Here is a 26,814-nt window from a genome sequence, read left to right on the forward strand (position 1 = left end):
GGAACTGGAACTGGAACTGGAACTGGAACTGGAACTGGAACTGGAACTGGAACTGGAACTGGAACTGGAACTGGAACCATTATCATCATTGTCGTCGCCGCCACAAGCGGTTAGCAGGGCAGCGAGCGAAAGAGTCAACAGAAACGTTATTGGTGTTTTCATCGCGGTTTCTCCTATCTGGGATTCGCCGCGAGTCTATGACCGGCATGTTACAACTTCGTGATGTTTTGGATGACAGCCGCCATTACGATTCAAACATCGCGTCGTAACGTCGTTGCATTTCCTCCGGCGTCACCTTCTCGATACTGTGGCCAACATTCCAGCGATGGCCGAACGGATCACGAAAAACGCCGCTACGTTCCCCATAAAATTCATCCTGAGGCTCGCGTTCGAGGGTCGCACCCGCAGCAACCGCCGCTGCAACCACGGCATCTGCATCGTCCACATGCAGATGTAAGCTCACCGGCGTTGCGCCCACCGTCCGCGCACTCAGAATGCCGCATTCGGGATATTCCTCACTCAACATCAAAATGGTGCCGTTAAAATCCAGTTCCACATGCCCCACCCGGCCACTGGGTTCAGTCAGGCGAAACAACTCCTTAACCCCAAAGACCTTGCCATAAAATTCCACGGCGGCAGACGCATCGTGCACATGCAAGTAGGGAAACAGTTCATGAATCATCGGGAATTCTCCTTAGCCAAAAAGTGCAGTCTGCTTCATTCTTCATTCACTATCTTGAATAAAGTTGACCTGCAGATGGTGGGCGAAGCGTGGCGCAAGGTGCCGGTAGGTCAAGGGTGTTACGCCGGTCAGGTTGCGGAAGTCGCGTTGCAAATGCGCCTGATCAGCAAAGCCGGCGGTCAGCGCCAGCTCCGCCAATGTCGTATCGCGCGGCGCCGCGAGCACCTGCTGCAGCCGCCGCACACGGCAATACGCCTTGGAAGAAAGGCCAGTGGCACGTTTGAACAACGCATTGAAGTAGCGATGGCTATAACCGCTCTCCCGAACCACCTCGGTTACTGTGGCACCCTGAGCAAAGCGGCTAAGTCCAAACGCGATAGCCGGGTGCATTGACTTATTGCCCGGCAAGGACCGCCCCGAAAAGCATAACCCCGGCAATCGTGCCAGCATGACCGCCTCCAGCACGCGCAGCTGTTGCTCCGGGGTGGTCGCTGCCAGCAATCGTTCCCAAACTTGCTCGGTGTATTGCCCCCATACCGCATCCAGGTTGGTGTGACGTTCAGCCAAAGCATCCGCCGGTACACCAAATAATGGCTCAGCGACACCGGGATAAAACTGCACGCCCACGGAATACACCGCATCACCAATCCATTTGCCGTAAAACCTGGTGCGGGGACCGCCGATAACGGCTAATGACATAGCTTCGCTAACAGGGCGAGCGGGAGTAACCAGCCGCAAGGGGGCTCCACGCAAGCGAAAAACCAGATGCATATCGCCTGTGGGCAACACGTGCTCAAACGCGGGCCGGCTCGCGGTTTGACTGAACACCCACAGGCGCTTTACGAAAGGCCGCAATGCCGCACAGGCAGGACGCGAATAATGCATAGCCTGTAATCCCCAAATCAGTTATCGGTGCACCGGTTTTACACTTCTTTCAGCAGCGGTGGTAGGCCTTTGCGAGGATGAATGCTAAGCTTTTGCATGAAACCGGTTACACCCGATATACACTCGAGACCATAAAAAGCCTCATGATAATAAGGATCACCCATGACCCCCTTGCGTTTATTAGCCTTTGTGTTGGGCACAGCCCTCGCTTTACCCGTACTGGCGTTCGAGCATTTTATTACCCGCGACGGCCACCGATTGCTGGATGGCGCGCAGGAATTCCGCTTTGCCGGCATCCACGCCCCGGAGTTACACCGCATTGAGGATGACGCCCGCGGCCCCTGCAAAGCGGACCCGCGCGGTTGGGGCCAATACTTCCAGTGGCCCACTGCCGAAGAGCAGGAAAACTGGATCAAGGCATTGGTGTACACCGGCCACAAGGCGATGCGCGTTTATGTGCTCTCGGTAGAAACCGAGCACGATGCCGCTTGCGAGCGAGAGACGCACATTCTTAAACCGACCACACCCAATGGACTGCCGCGCCTGAATGAAGCGGCCATGGTGCATTACGACCGCATGATCGCGCTCGCCGACAAGCACGGCCTGCGGTTGATCTTACCGTTTGTGGACCACTGGAAGTGGTGGGGCGGGCGCGAGCAACTGGCCGCGTTTTACGGCGAGCCCGAAACCGCCCTGCATGACATCAACAGCAAAACCTTTGCGGCTTACCTGCACATTGTCGAGCAGGTCATTACACGCAAGAACACCATAACCGGGCGCGAATACCGCGATGAGAAAGCCATCATGGCGTGGGAAACCGGCAACGAATTAAAAGAAACCACTGAACCTTTTTTGAAGAAAACTGCATCACTGATCAAGTCGCTGGATAAAAATCATCTGGTGATTGATGGCACCTACCTGACCGTTAATAAATTCGCGCTGGACGATCCCAATATCGACATCATCTCCAACCACTTCTATACCACCAATGGCAACAACAACCCCGATCAGGTCTTAAAAGATTTACAAGCGATTGATGGAAAAAAAGTGTACCTGATCGGCGAATTTGGGTTGCGTGATGCGAAGGGATTGAATGACATTATGCAAGCCGCTGTGCATACCGAACACAAGGGCGCGCGCGCCGCTGGTGCATTCATCTGGGGCTTTCGCGGCCATCGTCATAACGGCGGTTTTTACTGGCATAAGGAATATACCGGCCATTACAGCTATCATCTCCCTGGCTTCCCGGAAGGTGAACCCAATGAAGAGCAAGCGGTTGTTGACCTGGTACGCAAAGCCCAGGCCCAAATGAACGGTCAACAAAAAGCGCCGCCACTACCCGTACCGGAAGCACCCGTGCTGCGCGAAATTGAAGATCCCACCAAAGCCATCAACTGGATGGGCTCACCGGTTGGTCGTTTTTACCGCATCGAACGCGCCACGTCGGCCAAGGGTCCATGGAAAGTGATTGGCGATAATATTTCCGACGGCATCCAGGAATTTAATCCACGCACCGATGTGTTGTTTAAAGATGATGGGAAATTGAAGCAAGGAAAGACCTACTATTACCGTGTTATAACGAAGAATGAGAGTGGGGAGTCTGATGCGTCGAATGTGGTGGCGGTGAAGATTGGACCCTAAACGGTTAACAAATTTTTCTGTCGAGCCTGCTGAATGTTATTTCAGCAGGCTGCTGTTTTAAATGCGCGCTATACCAAACAAAACCGTTTTATGGTTGCCCCGCTTGCGGCAATATTCTCTCATCAGGTTCGCCGTCAAAAATCCTTATCAACAAATCAGGATTCTGCTTAATAGTGTCGGTTGTTGATTGTTCAAGCCACTCTTTGCCTACAACCTCTTTAAGCGAATTGTTTAACGCATAATCCAGTTTAAAACTTTCCACCATCGGTTCAAACTTCCTAAATGCCTGACCTCTTCTGAATTCCAATGGCGGCACATTATCATTGTGGCTGTATGTCAATGACGCCTCCAAATACACGCTTGTAGTCAGGGGAATTGCATAAATAACTATCAGCTCTCCTCGGGGCGCAGCAATGGAATAGGCCGTCCATTTTTGCTGATTAAATATGGCATCCCTTTGCAGCGCAGCAACCTCGTCACCAATCATCACTCCAAAACTTGAGTGATACGAAATATCAAGACCAACATCTTCTTCAATTGCTTCATTTAAGGGCTCGTAGCGTTGCATGTAGCTATCATGCAACATCATCATAAAATCGAGTCTGCTAGACGTATCGTAAGGTCTTTGATGAACCAGATGCTGAGTGTTTGAAAAATTTCGCTGGATAGACAAATCAAACATGACCGTCCCTAGCGCCTTACCAAACCAACCCGGTTCTTTAATATCCCACCAACGCCGAATCAGGTTCCCATACTGGGGGTCATCAAACCTGGAAAGATCAGAAATATCCAGCACTTCCACCATATCCCCGGCAGGCATATCTTTACTGAAATCTTCTGGCATTGCGAAATGAAAGACATTGCCCGATAAATTAATCTGGCGCGGATAAAATTTGTTTTTTTCTGCTTGTGCAGATCCGGAAAACATACCAGTCAGTATAGATAGCATAATGAGTACCAGCGTGGTTTTACGCTTCAGCGAACAAGTTGGATTGAGGTTATTTAACACAACATATACCTATCGGCTTATGGCAAATAATTTGGTCTGGACTGGCTGGCAATGCTCGTTTCGATTTTGTTAAAAACCTTTTGGATACCATTTCGTCCCTTACCTGGCCCGTTGTCCATATTATGGCGCCATGACGCCTGACTCTGCATTAATGTATGCGGACTTTGTAGTACTGAGCCTGACATGACGTGGTTACTGTATAGCACTGAGCCAATAATTTTTCGTGGGTTAAGCGTATTCATGCCGATGATGTTGGGCACCATGTCGTAATCATTGCTCCGAATGGCAAGCACTTTTACACCAGCGCGAGAAAATAAGGGTTTGGATCGCAGATTATTATTGGCATTGCCGTGAAAGACAATGCTGTGTCTGTCGAGCAGTTTGCCTTTGTCGGGAGTCCGTAAACCATTTAACCGCCCTTTATTGAACATCCAACTGCTGGAACCATTTAATAGATAACGCACAGCCTCAGCAAAAATGACCCCGCCCTGACTGTGGGCGATCCACTGGGTTTTATTATCCTGCGCCTGAGTATTGGAAAGCACTTTGGCGAAGTGGCGGGTAACTGCCGTGGTGATGCCCATCTTATCGCGGAAGGATTCCCAGGTATCGCCGATTCCGCCATCGCTGGGATTATGGAACAAGGTGTATTCCCGCAAATTTTTAAATTCGTATTCGAGATGTGCACCCATTAGCCAAGCAGCCTTGGTCAGATTATTAGATTGACCATTAACAGCAGCATATGGCGTACTGACTTTGTCTGTCTTAGCTTTAATTTGCCATATACCCTGATTATTCCGTTTAACATGATAGAGAGATGCTTGCTCCAGGCGGTCACGCTGCTTTTGTAATTTATCTATTAATTGGATGTTGTAGACCACCACCTCACCGTTGGCAATTCGATAATCAATGCGATAAGCATTGTTTTCCAGCTTGAAGGTGCTAATGCTGCCTTTCAAAATATTGGCAGATGGGGAACGGGGGATAGCGCGCAGCTGCCTCAGCAGGCCATCAAGGCTTTGATAATCTGATGTTGCACTTTCGCGTGCAAGTATAAATCCTGCATATCCTGTTAACGTAACTTTATAGCCCGCAGGATGTTGAGTTTTATCAATGGTGCTTATGAATTTTTTGTTCGTTTGGGAATTCAACATCGCCGCATGCTGGGGTGATGTCTGCACGGCGCTGTGTCTTAAGAGCAATTGGGTGTGTATATCCTGACTGGTGTCCATAAATAATCCCTTACTGTTTTCTGCTGTCCTGGCAGTTCCATTTTTTGGTTCGCACGGATAATGACGGAATCCGCGCGCGATTTCAATTCTGAATCCAATTTAGTAAACGCGCCTGGTGTTGTTTATTGGCGTGTTGCGGATGACGAAGGCTCCTTCAGATTTTTTCGACCTGAAAAAATTGCCCCGCTTACGCAGGGCAAATTAAAAAATATTATAAAGAGTGCGGTTAAGTCATCGGCGTCGATATCGTGCCATTACATATCGGCTGAAATGCGGTGAGCCGATCCATCATGGCTGCACTGCCTAAACCGTGGGTGGGAAACAAGATCGGGAACTGGCCTTGTTCGTTGTGCAGGGCCATGTAATTTAATATCACCATCTCCACCAGCAAATTCACATTGTTAGCGACGGGACTGGATGCGGTTTCCACGTCGCCGCTGGCACGCATGTAACCAATTTGTTGATGCTGCGCCTGTTGAGCGGCGGTGCCACCGATTAATGCTGGACGACCGGCGGGGTTGTATACCAGAAAGAATGAAGAAGCGGTCTGTTGATCGTCGCCAGTCCAGACGCCTTTGCCGCGCCCTTCTTCTGACATGTCCAACATGCCGTTACTGAATACTGAGCCATCACTGAACACGTAGATCATCAAGGGCACGCCTTTGCGAGCGGCGTATTCCAGGCAGGCGCCGATGCAACGGCCGGCGCGCAGATCGCGCTGCTCGCCGGTGGAGCGGTCGCCGGTATGGTAATCATAGCCACCCATGGTGATGGTGCCAGCACCGGCATACCCTTCAACGACGAGTTTCATGACTGAAGCAGTTTTGCGGAATTCGCCGTCCCTATCGAATTCTGCGTCCGTAAATATACCGCCAGGTCCCACGATCTCCGGATCAGATTCGGGGTTGATCGCGGAAGGATTGCCGAAGCGATCAGCCAGGTCAGCGCTCTTCACGTAACCGCAGCGCATCATTTCTTTCAGGACTTCATCTTTGGTTACGCCGGTACCCGGGTTGACGTGATTCAGTTTACTGTCACTTAACCGGTAAATGGATTCCATGACGGCAACGGTATCTTGCTGGCTGAGCAGCCCGACCAGGTCACCTACGTCAACCAGGCCGGTAACGTCCCGTGGGTTGTCCACTTTGGTCGGACGCACCTCCGGGTTGATCATCATCGCCGGTGCCATAGAGTTACCACCGGAATCGCCAGCACGGGAACCAATCAATGCCAGCAAAGAGCCGTTGGAGCCGGCACGGTTGATGCCGTACATGGGGTTATGCGGGTTATTGCCGGTGTCGTTTTCCGAACGCGCCGGAATCACCGCACCATTGGTTGCCGGCGCGGCGGCGACCGCCTTTTCGAGAATGCCGCGCAGCATCTGGCTATCGGAATGGAACGCCAGTCCAAGGTCGGTATTGATGAAGTTGCCCACCGATGCATTGGGCACCATCTCCGCCGGTAAGCCTTGTTTGCTGTAGCCGCTGGCAGTCAGGAAATCCAGTTGGCCGTTTTGCTTGCCTACCAGCACGTTGGAGCCGGCAATGTTGGCGCCGCCCGCCAGATCAAAACAAATAAAGGGAATCTTACCGGCACCTTGCGCGGCGATGCCGCAGGCATCACGCGCCAACGACACATCGGCGGACAGCGCCGCCTCGGCTTTGCGCGGATTGGCAAACAAACTGAACACCGAGCCACCGAGCACCGTACCGAAGCCAGCCTTGAAACCCTGCGCAATCAATTCGCGTCGGGTCACCGGCCGCCGGTGGCTGTTGAGGAGCAACGGCGCATCGGGGTGAAGTGGAGGTCTGCGTTTAGCCATGGTATTTCCTTCGCTACTGTATTTTGTAGTCGTTTAGATAATTGACACATTCTGGACCGGGGAAGCCAGTGCTCCCCCAGGCATACTTTTGCGGAACTATTGCAGCAGCATCACTGCACCACCGAAGGCCGCCGCACAGGTGGCCATGGCAGTCTGGGTAGTGCCGGTTCCGCCATTAACCAAACGGGTAATCAATTGGTCCAGCTCCAGACGCAGCTCATCAGGGTCCGCCTGTACATCCAGCTTGCTGCCTTCAATTTCATGGGCCAGCAATTTTTCCAGCAAGGGCTCAATAATCTGGTCGCGACCGGTCGGGCTGAACGCCGTGCCGGCGCCCGCGCCGAAGTTAAAGCCGGGGAAGAAACTGCCACGACGGCCGGTATCACTGATCAGGGCATTACAGTAAGACACTACCAGTTGCGTCACCCCCATCTGGTGAGCAGCAAGGAAGCCTTCCATATTCGGCTGGGTGGGCAATTGCTGCTGCACATTGGTATAGGTTTCTGCCACCGCAGCGTTGGTGGAGGGCACAGTGGTCAGGGTGGATAAGGTCGCGTTGATCTCCGCAAAGGTACGCAGGCCAATCAGCGCCTGGCCTTCGACGTTTGCTGGCGCTGCCGGCGTGGGAACGGTCGGCTCGGGCCGTTCGTAACTGTGGGTGCCGATGCGATCAAAAGTCAGGAAGAACTCATCCAGCTCCGGGCCGCGTTTGGCTTCAATGACCGTACCCAGGGTCGACAGTACTTGCCGCCCTTCAACCATCTGATCCTGACGCAATTCGGTGCTCAGGTTGGCAAACACTTGCCCCACCATCGCCTCGGCGCCATTGATACCGATGCGGATGCCTTCAACATCGACGCCACCGGTCATCTGCGCTGTTGTGCCGGTTTCCGGATCGGCCAGGATGGTGAAGAAGGGCTGGCTGAACAGGTAGCCATAATCATCAAACTGCTGCACCTCAAACACGATAAAGCTGAGCGGCACATTGATCAGTTCAGACACATTAAATAGCAGCAGGTAGCGCGCACCTACGCCGACTTCAAAGTTCTTCAGGATATCTTCCGGCGCCATGGCGCGGTTGTGGATACCGAGAAAGCGCATGCTACCCAGCCAGACGCGGTTGTTGGAGACTTCATTACCTACCACCAGCGCAAAGCTATCATTCCAGTCTTCCAGCAAGGCGCCCGGCGTCGGATCTTCATCACCGGTGAATTCACCGTTGACGTAAATACGGCGGCCATTGATGGGGTCAAAGGTCGCCACTACATGTTGCAAGGTGGCTTGCAGACGCTCGTCGTTGTCGTCGGTGGCCAGCTCGGGGAGACCGTCGGCATCGCTCTGGTTGGTACGATTCATAAAGCTGTAATTGGCGTTGTATTGCCCCAGCGTGAAGTTGCGCTCGGTGGCACTGCCGGAGAGGCTGACAATCCGCGCCGGATTGCTGTCGTTCTCGCCTTGAGCGGCGTTGTCCGGAATCACCCAGGCTTCGATACTGTACTCGCCGGTGACCCGAATCTGGTTATAGATCTTGCGACTTTCGCCCACCGATGCCTGGGCCTTGCCGTTACGGTCAATGCGAATACCCCAGGCACTACTCCAGCCCACATTGCCCGAGAGGATAAGATTGGTGGCAGGCTCCACACCACTGGTGTCGTAGGCGATGGACCCGGTGCCGGTCTTGAATTCGTACTTGGCGATCAGGTCGGTATCAATACGACCGCCGCTGCTGACCACAAACGCATCACCCAGGCCGACCGCTTTACTCATGATCAGGTTTTCATCCACCACGGTGGGTTCAATGGTGTCAGCAAATGCCTGGATGGCATTGCGCATGGTGGTGGCACTGGCGGCACAGTCGTTATTCCAGCAGTTGTGGAAGTCGATACCCAGACGCTGCACGAAGCGTGAGGCACCGGGGTTGTCGAGCCGCATCCGCGCCTTGGACGCTTCATAGGCCACATTGACATCGGTGCTGCTGAAGTAGGGCTGTTGACGGGTTAACGCACCTTCGGCGTGGCAACTGCCGCAGTATTGGGTTAACAAGGGATAGACCGTTGAGGCGAATGCACCGGGTGAATCAGGGAAACTCTTGCTGTCACTAACATCGCGCTCTTCCGGCGGGGTCAGCACCACGGAGTTGGCCTCCGTACCGGTATTTTCTGCCCAGGCAGCAATCCAGGTGGTAATGATATCGCCGCACACAACCGGATCAGCAGCCCAGCAGTTATGACCGCCCAATACCCGCGTTACCAGACGCGAGTTGGAGGGGTTGCCGAGATCCACCAGCCCGTTATTAATCACGGCTGCGTAGGCGAGGTTAATGTCGTCGCCCCGGGCAAAAGTCGGTTGCTGTCCACCCTTGTCGTTGTGGCAACTGCCGCAGCGATTTTCCGGCGCGATCTTGACCCACAAGCTGGTCTGGAACTTGAGCACATCGGCCGTCGCGGCCGGATTGGTGCCTTTATAAGAAAAGTTGTTGTCGTCCACGCCACCATTAGGCGGCGGATTCGGCGGTGTTGTCTCAGCCCCGCTGCTCGAACCACCACAGCCCGCCAGTGCCAGCAAGGTGGTTAACAGCAGCGAGAGCACAAGCAGCCCTGGGCGGTAGTGACCGCGAGAGTGGAAATTTGGTTGGCTCAGTGTGTCCACGGTAGTTACCTGATGTTTTTGATCTTAGGCCGATGCGCAACCGCACCGGCATTCCCCAAGTAGCGGCTCTGGATCAGGGCCCTTTGCAATAATCAGCAGTTTCAATAAATACCTGTTTCAGGTTGTAGTTGCTGGCGGCAAAGCTATCCGTGATGGCGTCCAGCTCCGCGCGGTCAGCCGCATCGGCAGGACGGCGCAGGCATACATTGCGAAACACCTTCTCAACCTGGCAGTGGGCGAATGCATGGCTGTGGGCCAGCTCCATACCCATGGTTTTTGCACCGTTGCCGGCACCCGGCAGGCTTGCATCCCAGCCCAATGCGGCGTTCTGACCTTTACGCCAGTAGTTTTGCCACTGGTCATCCGGAGTAACGAAGCCGTAACGGAAGGTTGATGCGTTGATGCGGTATTTCTTTTCCACCCGGCTGTTGGTATCCGGATCAATATCCGCTGCGGTGTTGTAGTGGATGCTGCCATTGATGCCTTCAGGGTCGGCATCAACATCAAACTCATAGTCGTAGTACGCAAAGGCCTGGGCCATAGGGTCCATACCGTTGTGGCAACCGATACAGTTGTTCAGGAAGACGCGGCTGTCACCGCCGGGGCTGCGGCTTACATCCTGGCGAATACGATCCGGCACCAGCGAGGTGTCATGCACCTGTTCCAGGTCGCGACAAAGGTGGTTCAACAGGGTGAAGCGGAACATGGCACGGTTGGTGCCCGCGATAAAGAAGGCTTTGGCCGCTGCGCGCGTAGTTAATACGCCGGAGGTGGCGCTGGCGGGCAAACCATTGACAGACGATTGAGCGCGGCGAACCAAGGTGTTTTTTAAGCTGTGACCGGCAGACTCCAGCGCTTGATAGTGGTTATTGTTGTTATTGGCATAGGCCGGCAAACCGCTGGCGTTGCTGGTGTAGAGCACATCGTCATAAAGAATCTTGCGGAAGTCGTCTTCGTCACGCACCAGGCCGATAAAGGTCGCGGTGTAATCATTTAACGGGGCAAAGACAGTTTGTTCACGGTTAGTCCAGGGCGTGGCCATATTCTTGAGGGTAACGCTGTAGAAGGCTTCGTTATCCATCGCCACTTCCACGGCACCCGCCACATTACCGCCTTCAATCAGCGAGGCCATCTGCAGAAGTACCGTTTCCGACGGCGGCACACCCGCCACCCGGTTATGAATTTGCAATGCCTGTTCCCGGTAACCGGCCATCGCGATGGACGCAAACAGGGAAACCAGCAATAGCGCACCGGACACCATTCGGCGATGCACAGTAGGACGCCACCCGGCAGGTCTGCCAGGTGATATAAAGGCTTGTGTGGTCACGGCTGCTCCAGATTTTTGTTCTGCCTCGACTGAAAAATCAGTCTAGCAGGCTAATTGTTCGCCACTGATTATAAGTCGCCGAACGGTATAAACCTGCGGCTCGCTTGCATCCACATTGTGGACCTCATCACAGATTCGTTAAAACGCGCCACTCCCGACCCTGCCCGACCAGCGACGAAACAGCGAGATGCATAGAATTCAGCTATTTTTAGAAGCCAGTCGGTTCAGGTTGAAAGGATTTGCCGGTGGACGCTAAAGCGTGACCAGATCGAGAGATTGGCGCCAGGCCTTACCTGAGAATGTGATTCCCGCGCGGCGGCATCCCATTCAGGCGCCAGCGCCCACCGGATATCGGCCGGCAATAACGACTCGCGGCAATTGACTGCCATGATTGAGCTATCATCCCAACCCGTTTTCTTGTGCAGGGCAAAACGCCATGATCCACCATGTCCGTTCATCACTCGTGCGCAGCCTGCCCCTGTGGCTTGGCTGTTTGTTGGTTACCGCCTGCGGTGGTGGAGGTGGCGGCAGTGAAGGCGGTGGCCAAAGCCCGGACCCAGTCACGGTGGATTTGCCGGTGGCGTTTATTGACCGCCCCTTGCCGACAGATGAAGACGATCCGGAAACCCTTTTGCCCCTGGATATCCTTGACCCGGCGGCCTTTAATCCCGGTGCCGCTATTTATGTCAAACCCCGGGCCACAGCGCTGGCAGCGGCGGTGAACATTACCAAAGACGCCTTTATTGCCGACGATAATTTCGACCCGGAAGCCCCCAATTACGATGTTAAAGACCTGAGCATCCATCCCGATGGCGACCGTCTGTTGTTTGCCATGCGCGCGCCAGAAATCCCCAATGCCGATGACGACGAACAACCCAAGTGGGATATCTGGGAATACCACCTGATCGATAAAGTCCTGCGGCGGGTCATCACGTCCAACATCGTTGCCGAGGCCGGTCACGACGTCAGCCCCCGCTATCTGCCGGACGACCGCATCATCTTCAGCTCCACCCGCCAAACCCGCAGCCGCGGGATGTTGCTGGATGACAACAAACCCCAGTACACCGCCCAGGAAGAGGGTAATGACGGGCCCGCGTTTGTCCTGCATGTGATGGATAACGACGGCACCAACATCCAGCAGATCACCTACAACCAGAGCCACGACCTGCAACCCACGGTACTGGATAATGGGCGCGTGCTGTTTCTTCGCTGGGACCAGGCCAATGGACGCAACAACCTGAGTTTGTATACCGTGAATCCCGACGGTACCGACCTGCAATACCACTATGGTTTCAACAGCCTCAACACCACCCCGCGCAATGAATCCCTGACCTTGTTCCGACCGCAGTCGCTGTCCGACCGACGCATAGCGGCGATCTTCAAACGCCGCAGCGAATTCCTGGGCGGCGATATGGTGGTGATCGATACGGAAAACTTTGTCGAAAACGATGTGCCCATCAACGGCGGCGGTGGCGAGGCGCAGGAGCGCATCTACCATCTCGATATCGTCACCGATGACGAGCGGTCACGTAATGGGGTATTCAGTTCGCTCCATCCGCTGTTCGACGGCACCAACCGCCTGCTGGTCAGTTGGAGCCAATGCCGGATGCAGGTGATCTCCACGGGTCGCCTGGTACCCTGTACCGACGAGTGGTGGGAAAATCAAGCAGCGGAGATCGCACCACCGCTGTTCGGGATCTGGATTTACAACATGACCAACGACACCCAGCAACCCGTTGTGCTCGGTAAAGAAGGGCGCATGTTTACCGAGGCGGTGATCATGGAGCCGCAAGCACCACCCAGTTATATCGCCCCGACAACCACCAATGCCGACCTCGGCACCTTGCATATTCGCAGTGTTTACGATGGCAATCTCGCCGACGTCAATACCAACAACCTGAACCTCAGTGTTCTGGCCAATCCTGCTCAAACCTCGGCCAATGCCCGGCCCGCACGCTTCCTGCGCATCGTCAAGGCCGTGTCCATTGCGGATAACGATGTGCTCGATGAGCAGGAAGACACGGTGTATGGCAACCGCTTTAACCAGAACACCGGCCTGCGTGAAATCATTGGCTATACACCGGTGGAGCCTGACGGCTCGGTATTAGTCCAGATACCTGCTGATATCGCCTTTACCGTTGAGGTACTGGATGGCCAAGGTCGCCGGATCAGCAACAACGCCACTTACTGGATGCAGGTCCGTCCGGGAGAAAGGCTCGAATGCAATGGCTGCCTCAATACCAGCCCCACCCAACCGGTGAGTCGCGCCGATGTCGTGCCGGATTCTATCAACCCCGGCGCCTCGGGTGTGGCGTTTCCGGGCACGCAACGATTCGACCAATTTGGTACCCCTGAGCTGCCGCAAGCGGGTGAAACCATGGCCGAATTTGCAGCCCGTACCTACTTCGCTGCGCCCGGCGCCCAACCGGGTGATCCCGATATCTACCTGAATGCCGGCTTACGCGAACCGACCGTAGACCTGATCTTTATCGACGAATGGACCGATCCCGCCCTGGCACCCGGTCGCCCGCGCGATGAGGCATTTGCATATCGGTACCTGGGCCTGATTCCAGGTGATTCCGAGCAGTCCTCGGTGAAGGCACCGCTCAAAAACAAAGGTTGTATGGACGACTGGAACAGCACCTGCCGCATCGTGATCAACTATGAAAATCACATCCAGTATTTGTGGGAGATAGAAAGAACCTCTGCGAATGTGGTGGATGAGTTGGGTGAACTCCGCCCTTTCAATTGCATCGGCTGCCACGCGGGCAGCAGCACCATCGCCGATGTCACCAATCCGAATTTGACCGGTGCCATCCAGCTTAACCTGACCCGCGCGCCGCGCCAGAATACCGAGATGACCTCGTATTTTGAGCTACTCAATGCGCGCGCCGAACGGGAAGTGGATGAAGCCGGCAATGTAGTCACTGTGCCTGAGTTTTTGCTGGATGCCGAAGGTCTGCCAGTACTGGATGAAGAGGGTAACCCCGTCCCCAACCCGGAATACGATGAAACGCCGCCCAGCATCGCGCGCGGCAACGCCCGCGGTAGCGAGCGTTTCTTCAGTCGTTTCAGAGAGAATGGCAGCCATTCTGGCTTTTTAAACAATAGTGAGTTAAAACTGCTACGGGAGTGGATCGACCTCGGCGCCCGCTATTACCAAAACCCCTTTGACTCGGCAGACCCAATTCAAGAATAAAACGATGATAAACGCTGTATCGCTACCCCTTGGGGATGTCTGCTTTGTACTGCACCGCCGCTGCCTTCGGGGCATCGGCGGTTTGTTGTTTTTGTGTGCCGCGTTGTGGCTCAGCCCTGGCGCCTGGGCCGATGATGATCCGCAAGTGACGGTCAACGATGCCTACATCAATGTTCACAACGGGCCCGGCCGCGGCTATCCGATTTTCCATGTGGTGGAGCGCGGCGAGGTCATTACGCTGCTGAAAAGCCGCACCGATTGGATCAAGATCAAAACCTATCGCGGCAAAACCGGCTGGGTGCGCCGCCGCGATCTCCAGTTCACCCTCGGCCCCGATGGTCAGCCACCGGAACTGGATGATCCCAAGCAGGAAGATTACCTCACCGACCGGTTTGAACTGGGCGTGGCCCTCGGTGATTTCAACGGCGCCGACTCACTGACCGGCACCCTGGGTTACCGCTTTACCGAAAACCTCACCGCCGAACTGCGGGTTGCACAAAACACCGGCCAGTTTTCGGATAGCCAGATCCTCGCCGTCGCGCTCTTGCACCAGCCGTTTCCCGAATGGCGAATTTCACCGTTTTTCAGCCTCGGCACCGGCGAGATCAAAACCTTGCCCAGCGCCACCCTGGTAGAGCCGGAGGATCGCAACGACACGCTGATCCAGGCCAGCCTCGGCAGTTATATCCACTTGACCGGCCGCTTTTTCATGCGCGTTGAATACACCAACCACATGATCCTGACCAGCCGCAACGACAATGAAGAGGTCAATGAATGGAAAGTCGGTTTCAACATCTTTTTCTGATGCGCACAGCAGCACTCTGTGTGGGATGCCTTTTGTGGGCAGGCGCACCGCTGAGCCTGGCGCAGGAGGCAGACGACGAGGATGAGTTGGGTCAGATCATCTCGCCGGATATCGAACGCCGCACCATCAAGGAAGAGATGATCGACAGCGAGAACTTTGAGTTCGGCGCGTTCTACGGTTTGCTGGGCATTGAAGATTTCGGCACCAATGACGTGGTCGGGGTCACCATGGCTTACCACATCACCGAAGATTTTTTTGCCGAAGCGACCTACGGCATGAGCCGGTTACAAGAAACCAGCTACGAACTGCTCAGCGGTGGGGTACAACTGCTCACCGACGAAGAGCGGGACCTGACCTATTACAACCTGTCGCTGGGATACAACCTGTTTCCCGGCCAGATCCAGATCAGCGATAAATGGGCGTTCAACACGCGCATCTATTTAATCGCCGGCGCCGGCAACACGCAGTTCGCCTCCAAGGATTATTTCACCTATAACTTTGGAGCCGGTTTGCGGTTCTTCGCCACCGATTGGGTGTCGTTCGATTTGAGCATGCGCGATCACGTGTTCACCCACGAATTGTTCGGCGAGAGCAAAGAAACCCACAACCTCGAAGGCCGCATCGGCCTGTCACTCTTTTTCTAAATTCGCAGGAGTCGTTTTATGAAATTATCTCTGCCCGCTTTAAGTGTTATTTTTCTGCTGGCATTTGCCGCGTTCACCCACGCCGCCCCCGCTCCGGACTTCACCTTAAAAAGTGAAAGCGGCGATAACGTGCGCCTGGCCGAACAGCGCGGCAAGGTGGTGATGCTGAATTTCTGGGCCTCCTGGTGTGGTCCCTGCCGCACCGAAATGCCCTTGCTGGATGACATGTACAAACGTTACAACAAAGCCGGTTTTGAACTCTATGGCGTGAACGTTGAGCAAGACACTGCCGCTGCCAAAAAATTGATTGAAGATTTAGGTGTGAGCCTGCCGGTGCTTTACGATCCTGACAGCAAAGTGAGCAAGCTCTACAAAGTGGATGCTATGCCTACCACTGTCGTGATCGATAAAAAAGGCGAAGTGCGTTTTGTGAATCGCGGTTACAAAGCCGGTGACGAAAACAAATACCGCGACCAGATTCGGGAGCTGATCCGCGAATGATTCCCACAGCACCTAAAGCCATTCGTGCGCTTTTGTTGATCGGCATATTCAGCTTGTGCGCCTGCGGGCGCATTGAACCCTGGGTCAAACCTTATGAGCGGCAGAACATTGCTGATCCGCTGATGAGTTTTGATCGCGATCCGATTTCCAGTGGCTATTTGCATCACGTATACGATGCGCGCGAAGCGGCACGGGGTGGCGATGGCGGTGCGGGAGGCGGCTGTGGTTGTAACTAATCCCCTGCGTATTGGCCTGGCGTTATTAAGCCTTGCCCTGCTGTTTTTTTTCGCGCGCGCGCAGGCAGAGGTGTTGCCTGATGAACGCATCGACATCATGTACCACAGTTACGAAGGCGGCGGCACCCAGATCGATGGCCCTGCCATTCTGGTGCGCAAAAATCTCGGCAATTCGGTTTCAATTTCCGGCCAATATTATGTAGACAGCATCAGCGGCGCCTCCATTGATGTGGTCGCCGCGCGCGGTGCAGACGTGGAATCCGGCGCGAGCCCCTATGCCGAAGAGCGTAAACAAAAAGATCTTGGCCTGGTTTATCTGCATGATCGCACGACGTTTAATTTGGGCTACTCAACCAGTAAGGAAAATGATTTCGACTCCACCACCTACAGTTTCAGCGTCAGCCAGACTTTCTTTGGTGACCTGACTACGGTAAGTCTTAACACCAGTTTTGGTGATGACATTATCAGCCGCAATGATGACCATACTGGAGAGTTCGGTGAGCGTGAGGCAGAGCGGCGTCGTTACAGCATTAATATTTCACAAATCCTGACTAAAAATTTGATTGCCGCCTTGAGTGTGGAAAGCGCCGTGGATGAGGGTTACCTACAAAACCCTTATCGCGTTATGCGCTTTTGCACCAACGGCGACGGGGTGAATCCAGTTTGTAGTGAGGCTCGCGAAGCAGCAGAGAAATATCCCAACACCCATAACAGCGATGCCGTCGGCGTGCGTGCCATTTATTATTTACCATATCGCGCAGCCATCCGCGCCGATTACCGGGAATTCTCCGACAGCTGGGGTATCGAAGCCAGCAACTATGAAGTGCGTTACACCCATCCCTATAAGGAGTGGCTCTTCGAATTAAAATACCGCGCCTACGAACAAACCGAGGCGGACTTTTACAGCGATCTATTCCCCTACGCCGACTATCAAAACTTTATGGGCCGCGACAAGGAATTAAGTCCTCTCACAACCACCACCTTTGGATTGGGCGTTACTTATCAGTTACCCACAGGATTTGTTCCCTGGTTTGATAAGAGCACCGTGAATTTGTACTGGGATCGCATCCAATTCGATTATGAAGATTTCCGTCGAGTTGTGCCGCGCGAAGAAGGCGTATTATTCGGCCAGGAACCGCTGTATAACTTCGATGCAGATGTCATCCGATTGTATTGGTCATTTTGGTATTGATACTTCGCCCACATATATACGAAGCTAGAAACATAAGGAGATAAAAATAGTGGGGGAATTAAAACAGTATAAGTGCCTGACTGATTTGGAGAAAATAGTTTCTGAAATAAAGAAACTACGTGGTCGACCCATCATCAGGGGAAAGCACCCAACACTCTATGAAGATAGAGCAGATGGAAAATATCGGACGGTAATGGGCATCCGCAAATGCGATTATAAATTTAATATTGATGAAACGTGGATTTTGCCAGACCGTCAAATGGGATTGTCCTTTTCCTCTTCTTGGGAAAACTTAAAGTTTGTTCTCGGCATGCAAGCAAAAAGAGCAAAGAAGAAGCCTGTAGATGTATTCTGGATTCTTTCGGAAGCAGACATACCAAATGGCCTTGAGTTTGTGGAAGATGAGAAAAATAGTGGCCACTATTTTTTAGCAGTAACAAAAACAGAAGGCATGAGTATTGAAGAGTTGGCCAGAAAACTGGAGATTGTTTCCTATCGCATGTCTGTAATAAGGAATGGAGGAAATTGTATATGATGGAATTTGCTCGCTATCCTCATATCCAAGACCTTTTAAGGCATTATGCAGAACAAGAAAACCGCAATGACATTATTAGTTTGATGAAAAATAATGTCACAAACGAAAGCGATGCCGAAACTTTTAGCCGATTCGTATGGCACGTAGCGGAATTAGTGAATAACGACGAAGAAAATGCAGTTGAAGTTCTAGGCAGTACCGACAATACAGAGATGCTGCCTGATCTGAATTACGAGGTCTCCACTTATATGAGAGCCATTGGTTACTATTCTGTTTGGCAAAGAGTATCAGATCAGGAAATGCAATAGTTGCCCATAACAGGGCTGGTCACATGCACGCTCAATATCGCATAACCTTTCACTCTTCGGCAACTTGAAATAAGACGACTGCTTGCGTTTGTTATTCGCATACTTTATTTAAGTGAAACAAAGTAAAGTACACCCAGTCCAAAAACCATTCCGGACCTACGCACTTCGTTTCAAGAAGCTTCAAGAAGGTAACCTCATGAATAATTCAAGGATCAAGGGGCAGCTGCTCGCCACCTTTCTGCTGATCACCGCTGCCCTTATGGGTTGTACCAGCACCATCACCGGCGATATCTATTATCGTGAGCGCATCGCTCTGCCGCCGGGTGCGAGCGTCAGTGTGGCACTTGAGGATGTGAGCCGCGCCGATACGCCAGCCACGACCATTAGCAAGATCGAATTCACCCCCGAGACGCAGGTGCCGATCCCCTTTTCCCTGACTTACAACACCTCTGATATCAACAACAAACATCGCTATGCGCTGCGTGCCCAGATCCGCTCGGCGGACAATCAGCTGCTATGGGCTACGGTTGAGCACTACGGCGTGCTGACCCATGACAGCCCGAAAGATCGCGTCTCGTTACAGGTTGCGCGCGCGGATCAAACACGCGTTACCAGTCAGTCCACCGACGATGCCCAACGACTCGCCTATGAATGCGATCAGGTACTGGCACTGGTGGTAGTCAATGCCAATACGGCGGTGATCCATATCAATGGTGCCGATCTGCAATTGCAGCAGGCACCGGCGGCTTCGGGCGCGCGCTATACAAACGAGCGGGCGGAATTCTGGAGTAAAGGCGAGGAAGCCTCTATCACCGTGGATGGCGAAACCTTGAGCAACTGTCGTAACAAACCGGAGCAGTTGCCCTGGGCTGAGGCCAAGGCCCGCGGTATCGATTTCCGTGCAACTGGCAATGAGCCGGGTTGGCTGCTGGAGCTGGATGCAGATCTGCAAATTGAGTTTGTCGGCGACTATGGCAACTACCGGGTGATTACCCCGGTGCCGGTGCCGGACCTGGATTCAGCGCAACGCAGCAGCTATCACGCCGTCACCGAAAGCCATGACCTGTTGCTGACCATCGAAACCAAGCCTTGCCAGGACAGCATGAGCGGTATGCAATTCAGTCAGGAGGTGCGCATTCTGTTGGATGGCAGAGCCTACAACGGATGTGGCAAGTCCCTTTAACCCCTTGGTATTTTTTTCGGCAAGCGCTATCGTGTGCAGCGTTTTGGCACGGGGTTTCAATCCGGCAATTACACAATCTATAACGAGGAGGTTTTGCATGAAGTCATTATTATTTGTCGTGGCGATAGCCACCCTGAGCAGCGCTTGTACCTGGGTAAAGGTGAGCGATAACGGCACCGGCGTGGCAGTGGCCAATATGGCCAACGTGCGCAACTGCGAAAAACTGCGCAATGTGAACGTCAAAGTGAAAGCCAGCGTCGGCCCGATTGACCGCAACGCCGACAAGGTAGCCACTGAGCTGGCCAACCTGGCGCGCAATGAAGCAGCCAGCTTCGGCGGCGACACCGTGGTGCCCACGTCTTCTGTTGAAAACGGCAGCCAAACCTTCGCCGTCTACAAATGTAAATAATGCCTTGTACCCAGGGACGGGGCACACAACGCCTGTAGGTCGAATTAGCCGCCCAGCGGCGTAATCCGACAAATCCCCATCAAGTAAAACCCACCAAGTAGTACTCGCCAAGTAATACTCATCCGCCCATTAATCTATTTGCCCCACTTTGCCCCCCAAGGTTCGGCTAAGCCCCCAACCCCCGAACGCCCACCAGCGATCTTTCAAGGTTCTACAACCCCCACCCGAACGACGCCCTTCTTCCAACTCCATAGACTTTCCCTGGCCACCATCCGGTGTGCGCATCACTCCCACAATAACGTCTAACTGGAGCAACACCTTATGTCTCGATTACACCCTCTTCTTTTCACTTTGCACCGCCGTCTTTACGGCGTCATCCTGTTAACGCTGATGCTGTTTGCCAGCACCGCTCACAGCCAATTTGTACATACCCAGGGCACGCGCATCCTAGACGGCAATGGCAACGAAATCTATTTCACCGGCATGAACCTCGGCAACTGGTTGCTGTGGGAAGGCTATCTGATGATGGGTGACTTCAATTACCGAACCCATACCCAGTTCCTCAACAGCCTCGGCAGCGCCTTGGGCGGCATGGATAATGCGCGGGAATTTGAACACCAGTGGCGCCTGCATTATGTGAATGAGCGGGCTATCGCTGATTTGGCCGGGTTGGGTTTTAACTCGGTGCGCGTGCCCTTCCACTACAACATGTTCTGGCAGAACGGCCAGCTCAGCGATCACGGTTTCCAGTATTTCGACCGTTTGATTGAGTATTGCCGCACCCACGGTGTTTATATCCTGCTGGATATGCACGCCGCGCCCGGTTATCAAAACCCCGGCGATCACAGCGACAATCTGAATTCCAACGCCAGCCAACCGCGGGATTCCGTGAAGTTCTGGGACGGCAACAACATCCAGATCGCCCGTCAGGTATGGCGCCACATCGCCAACCGTTACAAGAACGAACCCATGATCTGGGGTTACGACTTGATCAATGAACCGGTACTGCCGCCGGGCCGCGAATATGAATTGCTGCCGTCATTGATCCAGCTGCGCAACGCGATTCGCGAGGTAGACAACAACCACATCATCGTGGCGGAAGGCGGCTGGTGGGCGTCGCAATTGCAGGTACTCGACTGGACTGATCCTGCGACCCAGGCGGCCACTGGCGTGACGACGCGCTGGGACAACAACCTCGTCTATGAAACCCACCATTATGTGTTTGGCAATGCCGGCGCGCTGGCAGATATGTACACGCGGGACGACATCACCAATCGCTTGAATATTCCGCTGATCCTCGGCGAATACGGCGAGGACACCAATGAGATCATTCGCACCGCAACCGACTGGTCAATCAACAATATCGCCGGGCATTTCCCCTGGTCGTTTAAGAAGATGTCTCACGACCGTACGCTCTGGACTGTGCATCCCAATAACATCTATAACCAGGTGAAAAACTTCATCAACAACGGCGGCACGCCACCGGCCGGTGCTTATCAGGGCATGCTGGATTTCGCGCGCAACAACATCGCCAACGGCAGTGCTGGCCTCCAGTGGCACCAGGGGTTTTACGACGCAGTAAAACATAACGGCACCACAAACCCCGGCGGCCCTGGCGATGGTGCCATTACCAACGGAATTTACGAGATCATCAATGTGGGCAGTGGTAAAAGTCTGGATGTGCAGGACGTCTCCACCAGCAACGGCGCCAATGTGCAACTCTGGGCCCGCACCGGCGCCGACAACCAACGCTGGCAGGTAACGGCATTGGGTAACAGTGAATATCGTATAGAAGCTGTGCACAGCGGACGCGCCCTGGATGTAGCCAATATCTCCGCCGCCAACGGGGCGAATATCCATCTGTGGACTTATGGCGGCGGCGCCAACCAGCGCTGGCGCATTGAGCCGGTGGGCGACGTGTACCGCATCCTGTCGGTGTTGAGCGGCAAGTCGTTGGACGTGGCTGGCAACTCCACCGCCGACGGTGCCAATATCCAGCAGTGGGATTACTTTGGCGGCGGCAACCAGCTGTGGCAGCTTTACTAGTGCAGGATCGTTAAAACAGCTTGACCAGGGACGGCTTCCACCTTTCACTCGTACCACACCCTCAAACGCTAATGCCGCGTGGCTCTGCTATCTTTAAAATACCTCCGCTGTCTTAAAACTGTCACATTCCCGTCATAATCTGAGGCGCAAAAAGCTACTTGTCATAGGGGTACATGGTGTCCGACGCTTTCTTTAATCGCGAACTGAGCTTGCTGGAGTTCAACAAACGCGTGTTGTATCAAGCCTACAACCAATCCCTGCCGTTACTGGAGCGCTTGCGCTTCCTGTGCATCTTTTCCACCAACCTCGATGAGTTTTTTGAAGTGCGCGTCGGCGGGCTGGTGGAGATGATTGAGCTCAACGCCCAGACGCCGCCCGGTCCCGATGGGCTGAGCCAAACCCAGACCTTGACCGAAATTTCCGAGCGGGCTCACCGGCTGGTGGAAGAGCAATATCGCATCCTCAACCAGGCACTTCTTCCGGCGATGCGCGAAAACGGCATCCGCGTACTGCGGCGGGAGGAATGGAACAGCCAACAGGTGAAATACCTGAAAAGTTATTTTGAAACCGATGTGCTGCCCGTGCTCAGTCCTATCGGGCTGGACCCGGCTCACCCCTTTCCGCGCATTCTTAATAAAAGCCTGAACTTTATCGTCAAGCTCGATGGCAAAGATGCCTTTGGGCGCAACTCCGGGCGTGCAATTGTGCAGGTGCCCCGGTCGTTATCACACATCATTGAACTGCCGCCGGAGCTGGCCAGCGAAGGTCGCGAATTTGTTTTCCTGTCGTCAATCATTCATTACTTTATGGCGGAAATCTTTGTCGGCATGACGGTAATCGACAGTTACCAATTCCGCCTCACGCGCAATTCCGATATTTTTCTCGATGAAGAAGAAACCGAAGATCTGTTGCGTGCGGTTCAGGGCGAACTCGCTTACCGCCAATATGGCGATGAAGTGCGGCTTGAATTGACAGACACCTGTCCTGCCGAGCTGGAGCAATTTTTATTGCACCGCTGTGAAATCAAAGAGCGCGATCTTTACCGCATCAATGGCCCGGTGAACCTGAACCGCTTCAGCGACCTGTTCGATCTGGTAAAAGACAGCCGCTTTTTCTTTACCCCGTTCGTACAGGCGATGCCGAAATTTCCCAAGCGGTCCAACAGTTATTTTGAAGCACTGCAAAAACAGGACATTCTGTTGCACCATCCCTTTGATTCATTCCAGGGCGTGGTGGATTTTTTGCGCGAAGCGGCCACCGATCCCCATGTGCTGGCAATCAAGCAGACCTTGTATCGCACCGGCTCCAACTCGCCGGTGGTTGACGCGCTGGTGGCCGCTGCTAAAAACGGCAAGGAAGTCACTGCTATTATTGAGCTGCGTGCGCGCTTCGATGAAGAACAAAACGTGGCATTGGCGGAGCGCTTGCAGCGTTACGGTATTCACGTGATTTACGGCGTGGTGGGTTATAAAACCCATGCCAAGATGTTGTTAGTGGCGCGGCGGGAGCAGAACAGTAAAGTGCGCTACTACGTGCATATGGGCACCGGCAATTACCATCCCAAGACCAGCATGATTTACACCGACTACGGTTTGATGACCAGTGACAAAGAGATCGGTGATGATGTGTATCGCATCTTCTTGCAGTTAAGCAGCATGGGCAAAGCGTCGAAGATGGACGCTTTGATGTACGCACCCTTTACCTTGCACAAAGGACTCGTCAGGCGAATTCGTACCGAGCGCGAACATGCCGAACAAGGAAAGCCGGGGCGCATTATTGCAAAGATGAATTCGCTCTACGATGAAGAACTGGTCAATGAACTTTACGCCGCATCGCAAGCTGGTGTGCAAATTGATCTAATTGTACGCGGCATCTGCCAGTTGCGTCCCGGCGTTGAAGGCTTGTCGGAAAATATCCGCGTGCGTTCCATCATCGGGCGCTTTCTGGAACACAGCCGGGTTTTCTACTTTGAGAACAATGGCAATCCGGAATTATTGTGTTCCAGTGCAGACTGGATGAGTCGCAACATGTTCCACCGTGTGGAAACCTGCTTTCCCATCAAGAGCAAAAAAATTCGCGATCGTATCATGGAAGATTTGACGCTATACCTGGCCGATAACACTCACGCCTGGATTTTGCAGGAAAATGGCAATTACGTGATCACCGAACCCCAAGAAGGCGAAGAGCTGATTGATGTGCAGGCGATACTGCTGGATCGCTGGACCACACCCGTTATCAAATAGCGGGGCATCAAAAAGAAGGCTAATCGCCGTTCGCAATGACATCCAGAAGATAACCGATCTCTTCAAGATGCTGGGCTTCACTTTCAAGGTCGGCGTGGGTCAAGGTATTGGCTTCAAGCCAGGCCGTCGACAAGGTGAGTTTCAGTTTGTGATTACTGGCGCGAAGTTTAATCGGCAAGCGCCCTTCTTTCTTGCGCCCGCGGTGAAAGATAATCGCCAGGCGCAAGAGGATTGCCACCTGTAACAGCGCGATGTTTTCCAACGGAAATTGTTTGACCGGAAACCGTTTCCGATGCGCTAACACCAGCGCCGCCAATTGCTTTTGCTCCGCGCGCGAGCAACCGGCCATATCAACGTGCTCAACAATATATGCGCTGTGTTTGTGGTAGTCGCTGTGAGCGATATCCAGCCCTACCGGATACAAACGGGCAGACCAGCGCAGCAGTTTACCCGCTTCATCAACATTCAATCCCCAACTATCGCTCACTTGTTCCAGTAACATGAGCGCGGTTTTTTCCACGCGCTCGGCTTTCTCCAGATTCACATGAAATCGTTTGGCCAGAGCATCGACACTGGCCTGGCGAATATCGTGATCTTCGAGTCGCCCTTTCAGGTCATAGAGCAGGCCTTCGCGCAATGCCCAATCGGCAGCGGTCATCTGATCCAGCTGCAGGCTTTCAAAGAGTGCGCTCAATACAATGACACCGCCGAGAAAAACCGCCTGGCGATCATCAGATAAGCCGGAGATCTTTAAGTCCGTGTTGCCGTGCTGGCGGTACATCTGCACGATGATGTCGAGACTTTGCTTCTCAATGGTGCCATCACTCCAGCCCATGCTCTGGCACACTTTAGCGACCGCCTTGATAGTGCCGGAGGCGCCGAGCACTTCTTGCCAGCCCTGCTCAACAAACAGGTCGTTCACCGGCTCCAGTTCCTGCAAGCAGGCAATGCGCGCTTTTTTGATCGCTTTGTCGGTCACTTTGCCGTCAAAGAAAAATTGTTTGGCGATGGCAACACAACCCATGCTCAAACTCTCTTTCAACAAGGGCGCCATGCCCTGACCCAGAATGATTTCGGTACTGCCACCGCCGATATCAATCACCATCCGTTTCCCTTCGCCGGGCGCAATGCAATGGGCTACGCCCAAATACACCAGCCGCGCTTCTTCATCGCCGGAAATAATCTCCACCGGATGCCCCAGGCGCACCTGGGCTTCCTGTAAAAATTGACGCGAATCGGTAATGCTGCGCAGGGTTTTGGTGCCGACGATACGCACACTGCGCGAGGGATATTCGCGCAAACACTCACCGAAGCGTTCCAGACAGGCCATGGCTTTTTCGCGCGCTTCGTCGCTCAAACTGCCATCGGCCTGCAAACCCCAGCCGAGGCGCACCGGCTCACGCAGGCGATCCAGCAGGATCAACTGGTCGTTGTCCCAGCGGGCAATGATCATATGAAAACTGTTGGAGCCAAGATCGATAGCGGCGATATGACTGGCGTGAGCGGTTTCTTTACGGGAGAGATTGAACATGACATCGACACCGGATCGCAGTGGTAAATCATGTACCGCCCACCCTCAACGGAGGGCATTCACGCAGAGTGTTGAATGACAGCGGCAGGTTTTTCGATCAACAAAGAACCTTGTTCATCGTTTCACTTGTTTATCGTTTCAGGATTGCCAAAAAGTGTAGCACGCAGGCAGCAAACCACTGCCTGCGATAACAAAAAATCAATTGGCTGTGGCGGGCGCTTCTTTGCCGGCTTCAGCTTGTTGCTTGGCCATAACCACGGCCTGGGCAAACACGGCATCAAAATTAATTGGCGCCAGCATTAATGGCGGGAAAGTACCGCGATTCAAAATACTGTCGATGGCTTCGCGCGCGTAAGGAAACAGTATTTGCGGGCAAGCGGTATTGATCACCTGGCTCAACTGGATACCTTCAAAGCCGGAGATCGCAAAGATGCCGGCTTGTTTTACTTCCACGAGGAACACGGTGCGACCTTCAATCTTGGCGGTGATGGTCAGCAGCAGTACCACTTCGTGGGTGCCTTCGTCCAGCTGATTGACCTGCACGTTTAAATCCTGCTGGATATTCGGCTTGAATTGCTTGGTAAAGGCTTCAACGCCCATTGGGGTTTCAAAGGAAATATCCTTGAGGAAGATACGTTGAATGGCAAAATTCGGGCCGCCGGCCTGCTCGTGATTATTAAGTTCTTGTGAATTATTTTCTTCGGACATAATGCACTCTATTGATTGCTGTTTCTG

Annotated in this window: 24 protein-coding genes; 14 read left to right on the forward strand and 10 right to left on the reverse strand. The window is 53.5% G+C overall.

Annotated elements, in window-relative coordinates; translation table 11 throughout:
• Nucleotides 1-223 (forward strand): hypothetical protein (locus ACSV5M_RS19955; RefSeq protein WP_439178434.1); only part of this gene is annotated, 223 nt, incomplete at its 5' end.
• A 21-nt stretch (nucleotides 224-244) separates the two neighbouring features.
• Here the strand turns inward: ACSV5M_RS19955 and ACSV5M_RS19960 are convergent.
• Nucleotides 245-682: a VOC family protein gene (locus ACSV5M_RS19960; RefSeq protein ID WP_439178435.1), complete on the reverse strand. Its 438-nt coding sequence runs from the start codon at nucleotides 680-682 to the stop codon at nucleotides 245-247.
• Nucleotides 683-724: 42 nt separating this feature from the next.
• A complete protein-coding gene (locus ACSV5M_RS19965; RefSeq protein WP_439178437.1) occupies nucleotides 725-1,567 on the reverse strand; it encodes a helix-turn-helix domain-containing protein in 843 nt (280 codons plus the stop codon).
• Between the two features lie 162 nt (nucleotides 1,568-1,729).
• On the opposite strand from ACSV5M_RS19965, the gene ACSV5M_RS19970 reads away from it, so the two are divergent.
• Nucleotides 1,730-3,208 carry a cellulase family glycosylhydrolase gene (locus ACSV5M_RS19970; protein ID WP_439178438.1) on the forward strand — a complete coding sequence of 493 codons (1,479 nt, stop codon included), beginning with the start codon at nucleotides 1,730-1,732 and terminating at the stop codon, nucleotides 3,206-3,208.
• 88 nt (nucleotides 3,209-3,296) lie between these two features.
• On the opposite strand, the gene ACSV5M_RS19975 is transcribed toward ACSV5M_RS19970, so the two are convergent.
• From ACSV5M_RS19975 to ACSV5M_RS19995, 5 genes are all read right to left on the reverse strand, one after another.
• Nucleotides 3,297-4,217: a hypothetical protein gene (locus tag ACSV5M_RS19975; protein WP_439178440.1), complete on the reverse strand. Its 921-nt coding sequence runs from the start codon at nucleotides 4,215-4,217 to the stop codon at nucleotides 3,297-3,299.
• Between the two features lie 17 nt (nucleotides 4,218-4,234).
• The gene (locus tag ACSV5M_RS19980; RefSeq protein ID WP_439178441.1) at nucleotides 4,235-5,449 is read right to left on the reverse strand and encodes a hypothetical protein; all 1,215 of its coding nucleotides are present in this window, start codon (nucleotides 5,447-5,449) and stop codon (nucleotides 4,235-4,237) included.
• Between the two features lie 226 nt (nucleotides 5,450-5,675).
• Complete coding sequence (locus tag ACSV5M_RS19985) at nucleotides 5,676-7,271, reverse strand: hypothetical protein (protein WP_439178443.1); 1,596 nt, start codon at nucleotides 7,269-7,271, stop codon at nucleotides 5,676-5,678.
• A gap of 96 nt (nucleotides 7,272-7,367) precedes the next feature.
• A complete protein-coding gene (locus ACSV5M_RS19990; RefSeq protein WP_439178444.1) occupies nucleotides 7,368-9,920 on the reverse strand; it encodes a LamG domain-containing protein in 2,553 nt (850 codons plus the stop codon).
• Between the two features lie 73 nt (nucleotides 9,921-9,993).
• Nucleotides 9,994-11,181 carry a DUF1585 domain-containing protein gene (locus ACSV5M_RS19995; protein WP_439178521.1) on the reverse strand — a complete coding sequence of 396 codons (1,188 nt, stop codon included), beginning with the start codon at nucleotides 11,179-11,181 and terminating at the stop codon, nucleotides 9,994-9,996.
• Between the two features lie 502 nt (nucleotides 11,182-11,683).
• Here ACSV5M_RS19995 and ACSV5M_RS20000 point away from each other — a divergent pair.
• The 10 genes from ACSV5M_RS20000 (at nucleotide 11,684) to ACSV5M_RS20045 (ending at nucleotide 20,259) form a co-directional block, all read left to right on the forward strand.
• Nucleotides 11,684-14,446, forward strand: a complete 2,763-nt coding sequence (locus tag ACSV5M_RS20000) for a hypothetical protein (protein ID WP_439178446.1) — start codon at nucleotides 11,684-11,686, stop codon at nucleotides 14,444-14,446.
• 4 nt (nucleotides 14,447-14,450) lie between these two features.
• A complete protein-coding gene (locus ACSV5M_RS20005; protein WP_439178449.1) occupies nucleotides 14,451-15,251 on the forward strand; it encodes an SH3 domain-containing protein in 801 nt (266 codons plus the stop codon).
• Nucleotides 15,221-15,895, forward strand: a complete 675-nt coding sequence (locus ACSV5M_RS20010) for an outer membrane beta-barrel domain-containing protein (RefSeq protein ID WP_439178451.1) — start codon at nucleotides 15,221-15,223, stop codon at nucleotides 15,893-15,895. The genes ACSV5M_RS20005 and ACSV5M_RS20010 overlap by 31 nt, the downstream gene beginning before the upstream one ends.
• Before the next feature lie 18 nt (nucleotides 15,896-15,913).
• On the forward strand, nucleotides 15,914-16,396 hold the full coding sequence (locus ACSV5M_RS20015; protein WP_439178452.1) for a TlpA disulfide reductase family protein: 483 nt from the start codon (nucleotides 15,914-15,916) through the stop codon (nucleotides 16,394-16,396).
• Nucleotides 16,393-16,632, forward strand: coding sequence for a DUF4266 domain-containing protein (locus tag ACSV5M_RS20020; protein ID WP_439178454.1), 240 nt, complete (start codon nucleotides 16,393-16,395; stop codon nucleotides 16,630-16,632). Before ACSV5M_RS20015 ends, ACSV5M_RS20020 begins: the two co-directional genes overlap by 4 nt.
• The gene (locus tag ACSV5M_RS20025; RefSeq protein WP_439178456.1) at nucleotides 16,619-17,824 is read left to right on the forward strand and encodes a DUF3570 domain-containing protein; all 1,206 of its coding nucleotides are present in this window, start codon (nucleotides 16,619-16,621) and stop codon (nucleotides 17,822-17,824) included. The genes ACSV5M_RS20020 and ACSV5M_RS20025 overlap by 14 nt, the downstream gene beginning before the upstream one ends.
• A 49-nt stretch (nucleotides 17,825-17,873) precedes the next feature.
• The gene (locus tag ACSV5M_RS20030; protein ID WP_439178457.1) at nucleotides 17,874-18,359 is read left to right on the forward strand and encodes a hypothetical protein; all 486 of its coding nucleotides are present in this window, start codon (nucleotides 17,874-17,876) and stop codon (nucleotides 18,357-18,359) included.
• Nucleotides 18,356-18,667: a hypothetical protein gene (locus ACSV5M_RS20035; protein ID WP_439178459.1), complete on the forward strand. Its 312-nt coding sequence runs from the start codon at nucleotides 18,356-18,358 to the stop codon at nucleotides 18,665-18,667. Before ACSV5M_RS20030 ends, ACSV5M_RS20035 begins: the two co-directional genes overlap by 4 nt.
• A 196-nt stretch (nucleotides 18,668-18,863) precedes the next feature.
• Nucleotides 18,864-19,850, forward strand: a complete 987-nt coding sequence (locus ACSV5M_RS20040) for a YbaY family lipoprotein (protein WP_439178460.1) — start codon at nucleotides 18,864-18,866, stop codon at nucleotides 19,848-19,850.
• A gap of 97 nt (nucleotides 19,851-19,947) precedes the next feature.
• A complete protein-coding gene (locus tag ACSV5M_RS20045; protein ID WP_439178461.1) occupies nucleotides 19,948-20,259 on the forward strand; it encodes a DUF4156 domain-containing protein in 312 nt (103 codons plus the stop codon).
• A 129-nt stretch (nucleotides 20,260-20,388) separates the two neighbouring features.
• Here the strand turns inward: ACSV5M_RS20045 and ACSV5M_RS20050 are convergent, their stop codons facing one another.
• Nucleotides 20,389-20,577 carry a hypothetical protein gene (locus tag ACSV5M_RS20050; protein WP_439178463.1) on the reverse strand — a complete coding sequence of 63 codons (189 nt, stop codon included), beginning with the start codon at nucleotides 20,575-20,577 and terminating at the stop codon, nucleotides 20,389-20,391.
• 3 nt (nucleotides 20,578-20,580) lie between these two features.
• Here ACSV5M_RS20050 and ACSV5M_RS20055 point away from each other — a divergent pair, with 3 nt between their 5' ends.
• On the forward strand, nucleotides 20,581-22,305 hold the full coding sequence (locus ACSV5M_RS20055; protein WP_439178464.1) for an RICIN domain-containing protein: 1,725 nt from the start codon (nucleotides 20,581-20,583) through the stop codon (nucleotides 22,303-22,305).
• Nucleotides 22,306-22,478: 173 nt separating this feature from the next.
• Entirely contained in the window at nucleotides 22,479-24,548 is a 2,070-nt protein-coding gene (gene ppk1, locus ACSV5M_RS20060) for a polyphosphate kinase 1 (protein ID WP_439178466.1), read from the forward strand.
• Between the two features lie 19 nt (nucleotides 24,549-24,567).
• On the opposite strand, the gene ACSV5M_RS20065 is transcribed toward ppk1, so the two are convergent.
• Both ACSV5M_RS20065 and secB read right to left on the reverse strand, forming a co-directional pair.
• Nucleotides 24,568-26,079 carry a Ppx/GppA phosphatase family protein gene (locus tag ACSV5M_RS20065; protein WP_439178468.1) on the reverse strand — a complete coding sequence of 504 codons (1,512 nt, stop codon included), beginning with the start codon at nucleotides 26,077-26,079 and terminating at the stop codon, nucleotides 24,568-24,570.
• Between the two features lie 198 nt (nucleotides 26,080-26,277).
• Nucleotides 26,278-26,787, reverse strand: coding sequence for a protein-export chaperone SecB (secB, locus tag ACSV5M_RS20070; RefSeq protein WP_439178469.1), 510 nt, complete (start codon nucleotides 26,785-26,787; stop codon nucleotides 26,278-26,280).
• Nucleotides 26,788-26,814 lie beyond the last annotated feature (27 nt).

The organism is Cellvibrio sp. ARAG 10.3, from assembly GCF_051846955.1.
Classification (GTDB): Bacteria; Pseudomonadota; Gammaproteobacteria; order Pseudomonadales; family Cellvibrionaceae; genus Cellvibrio.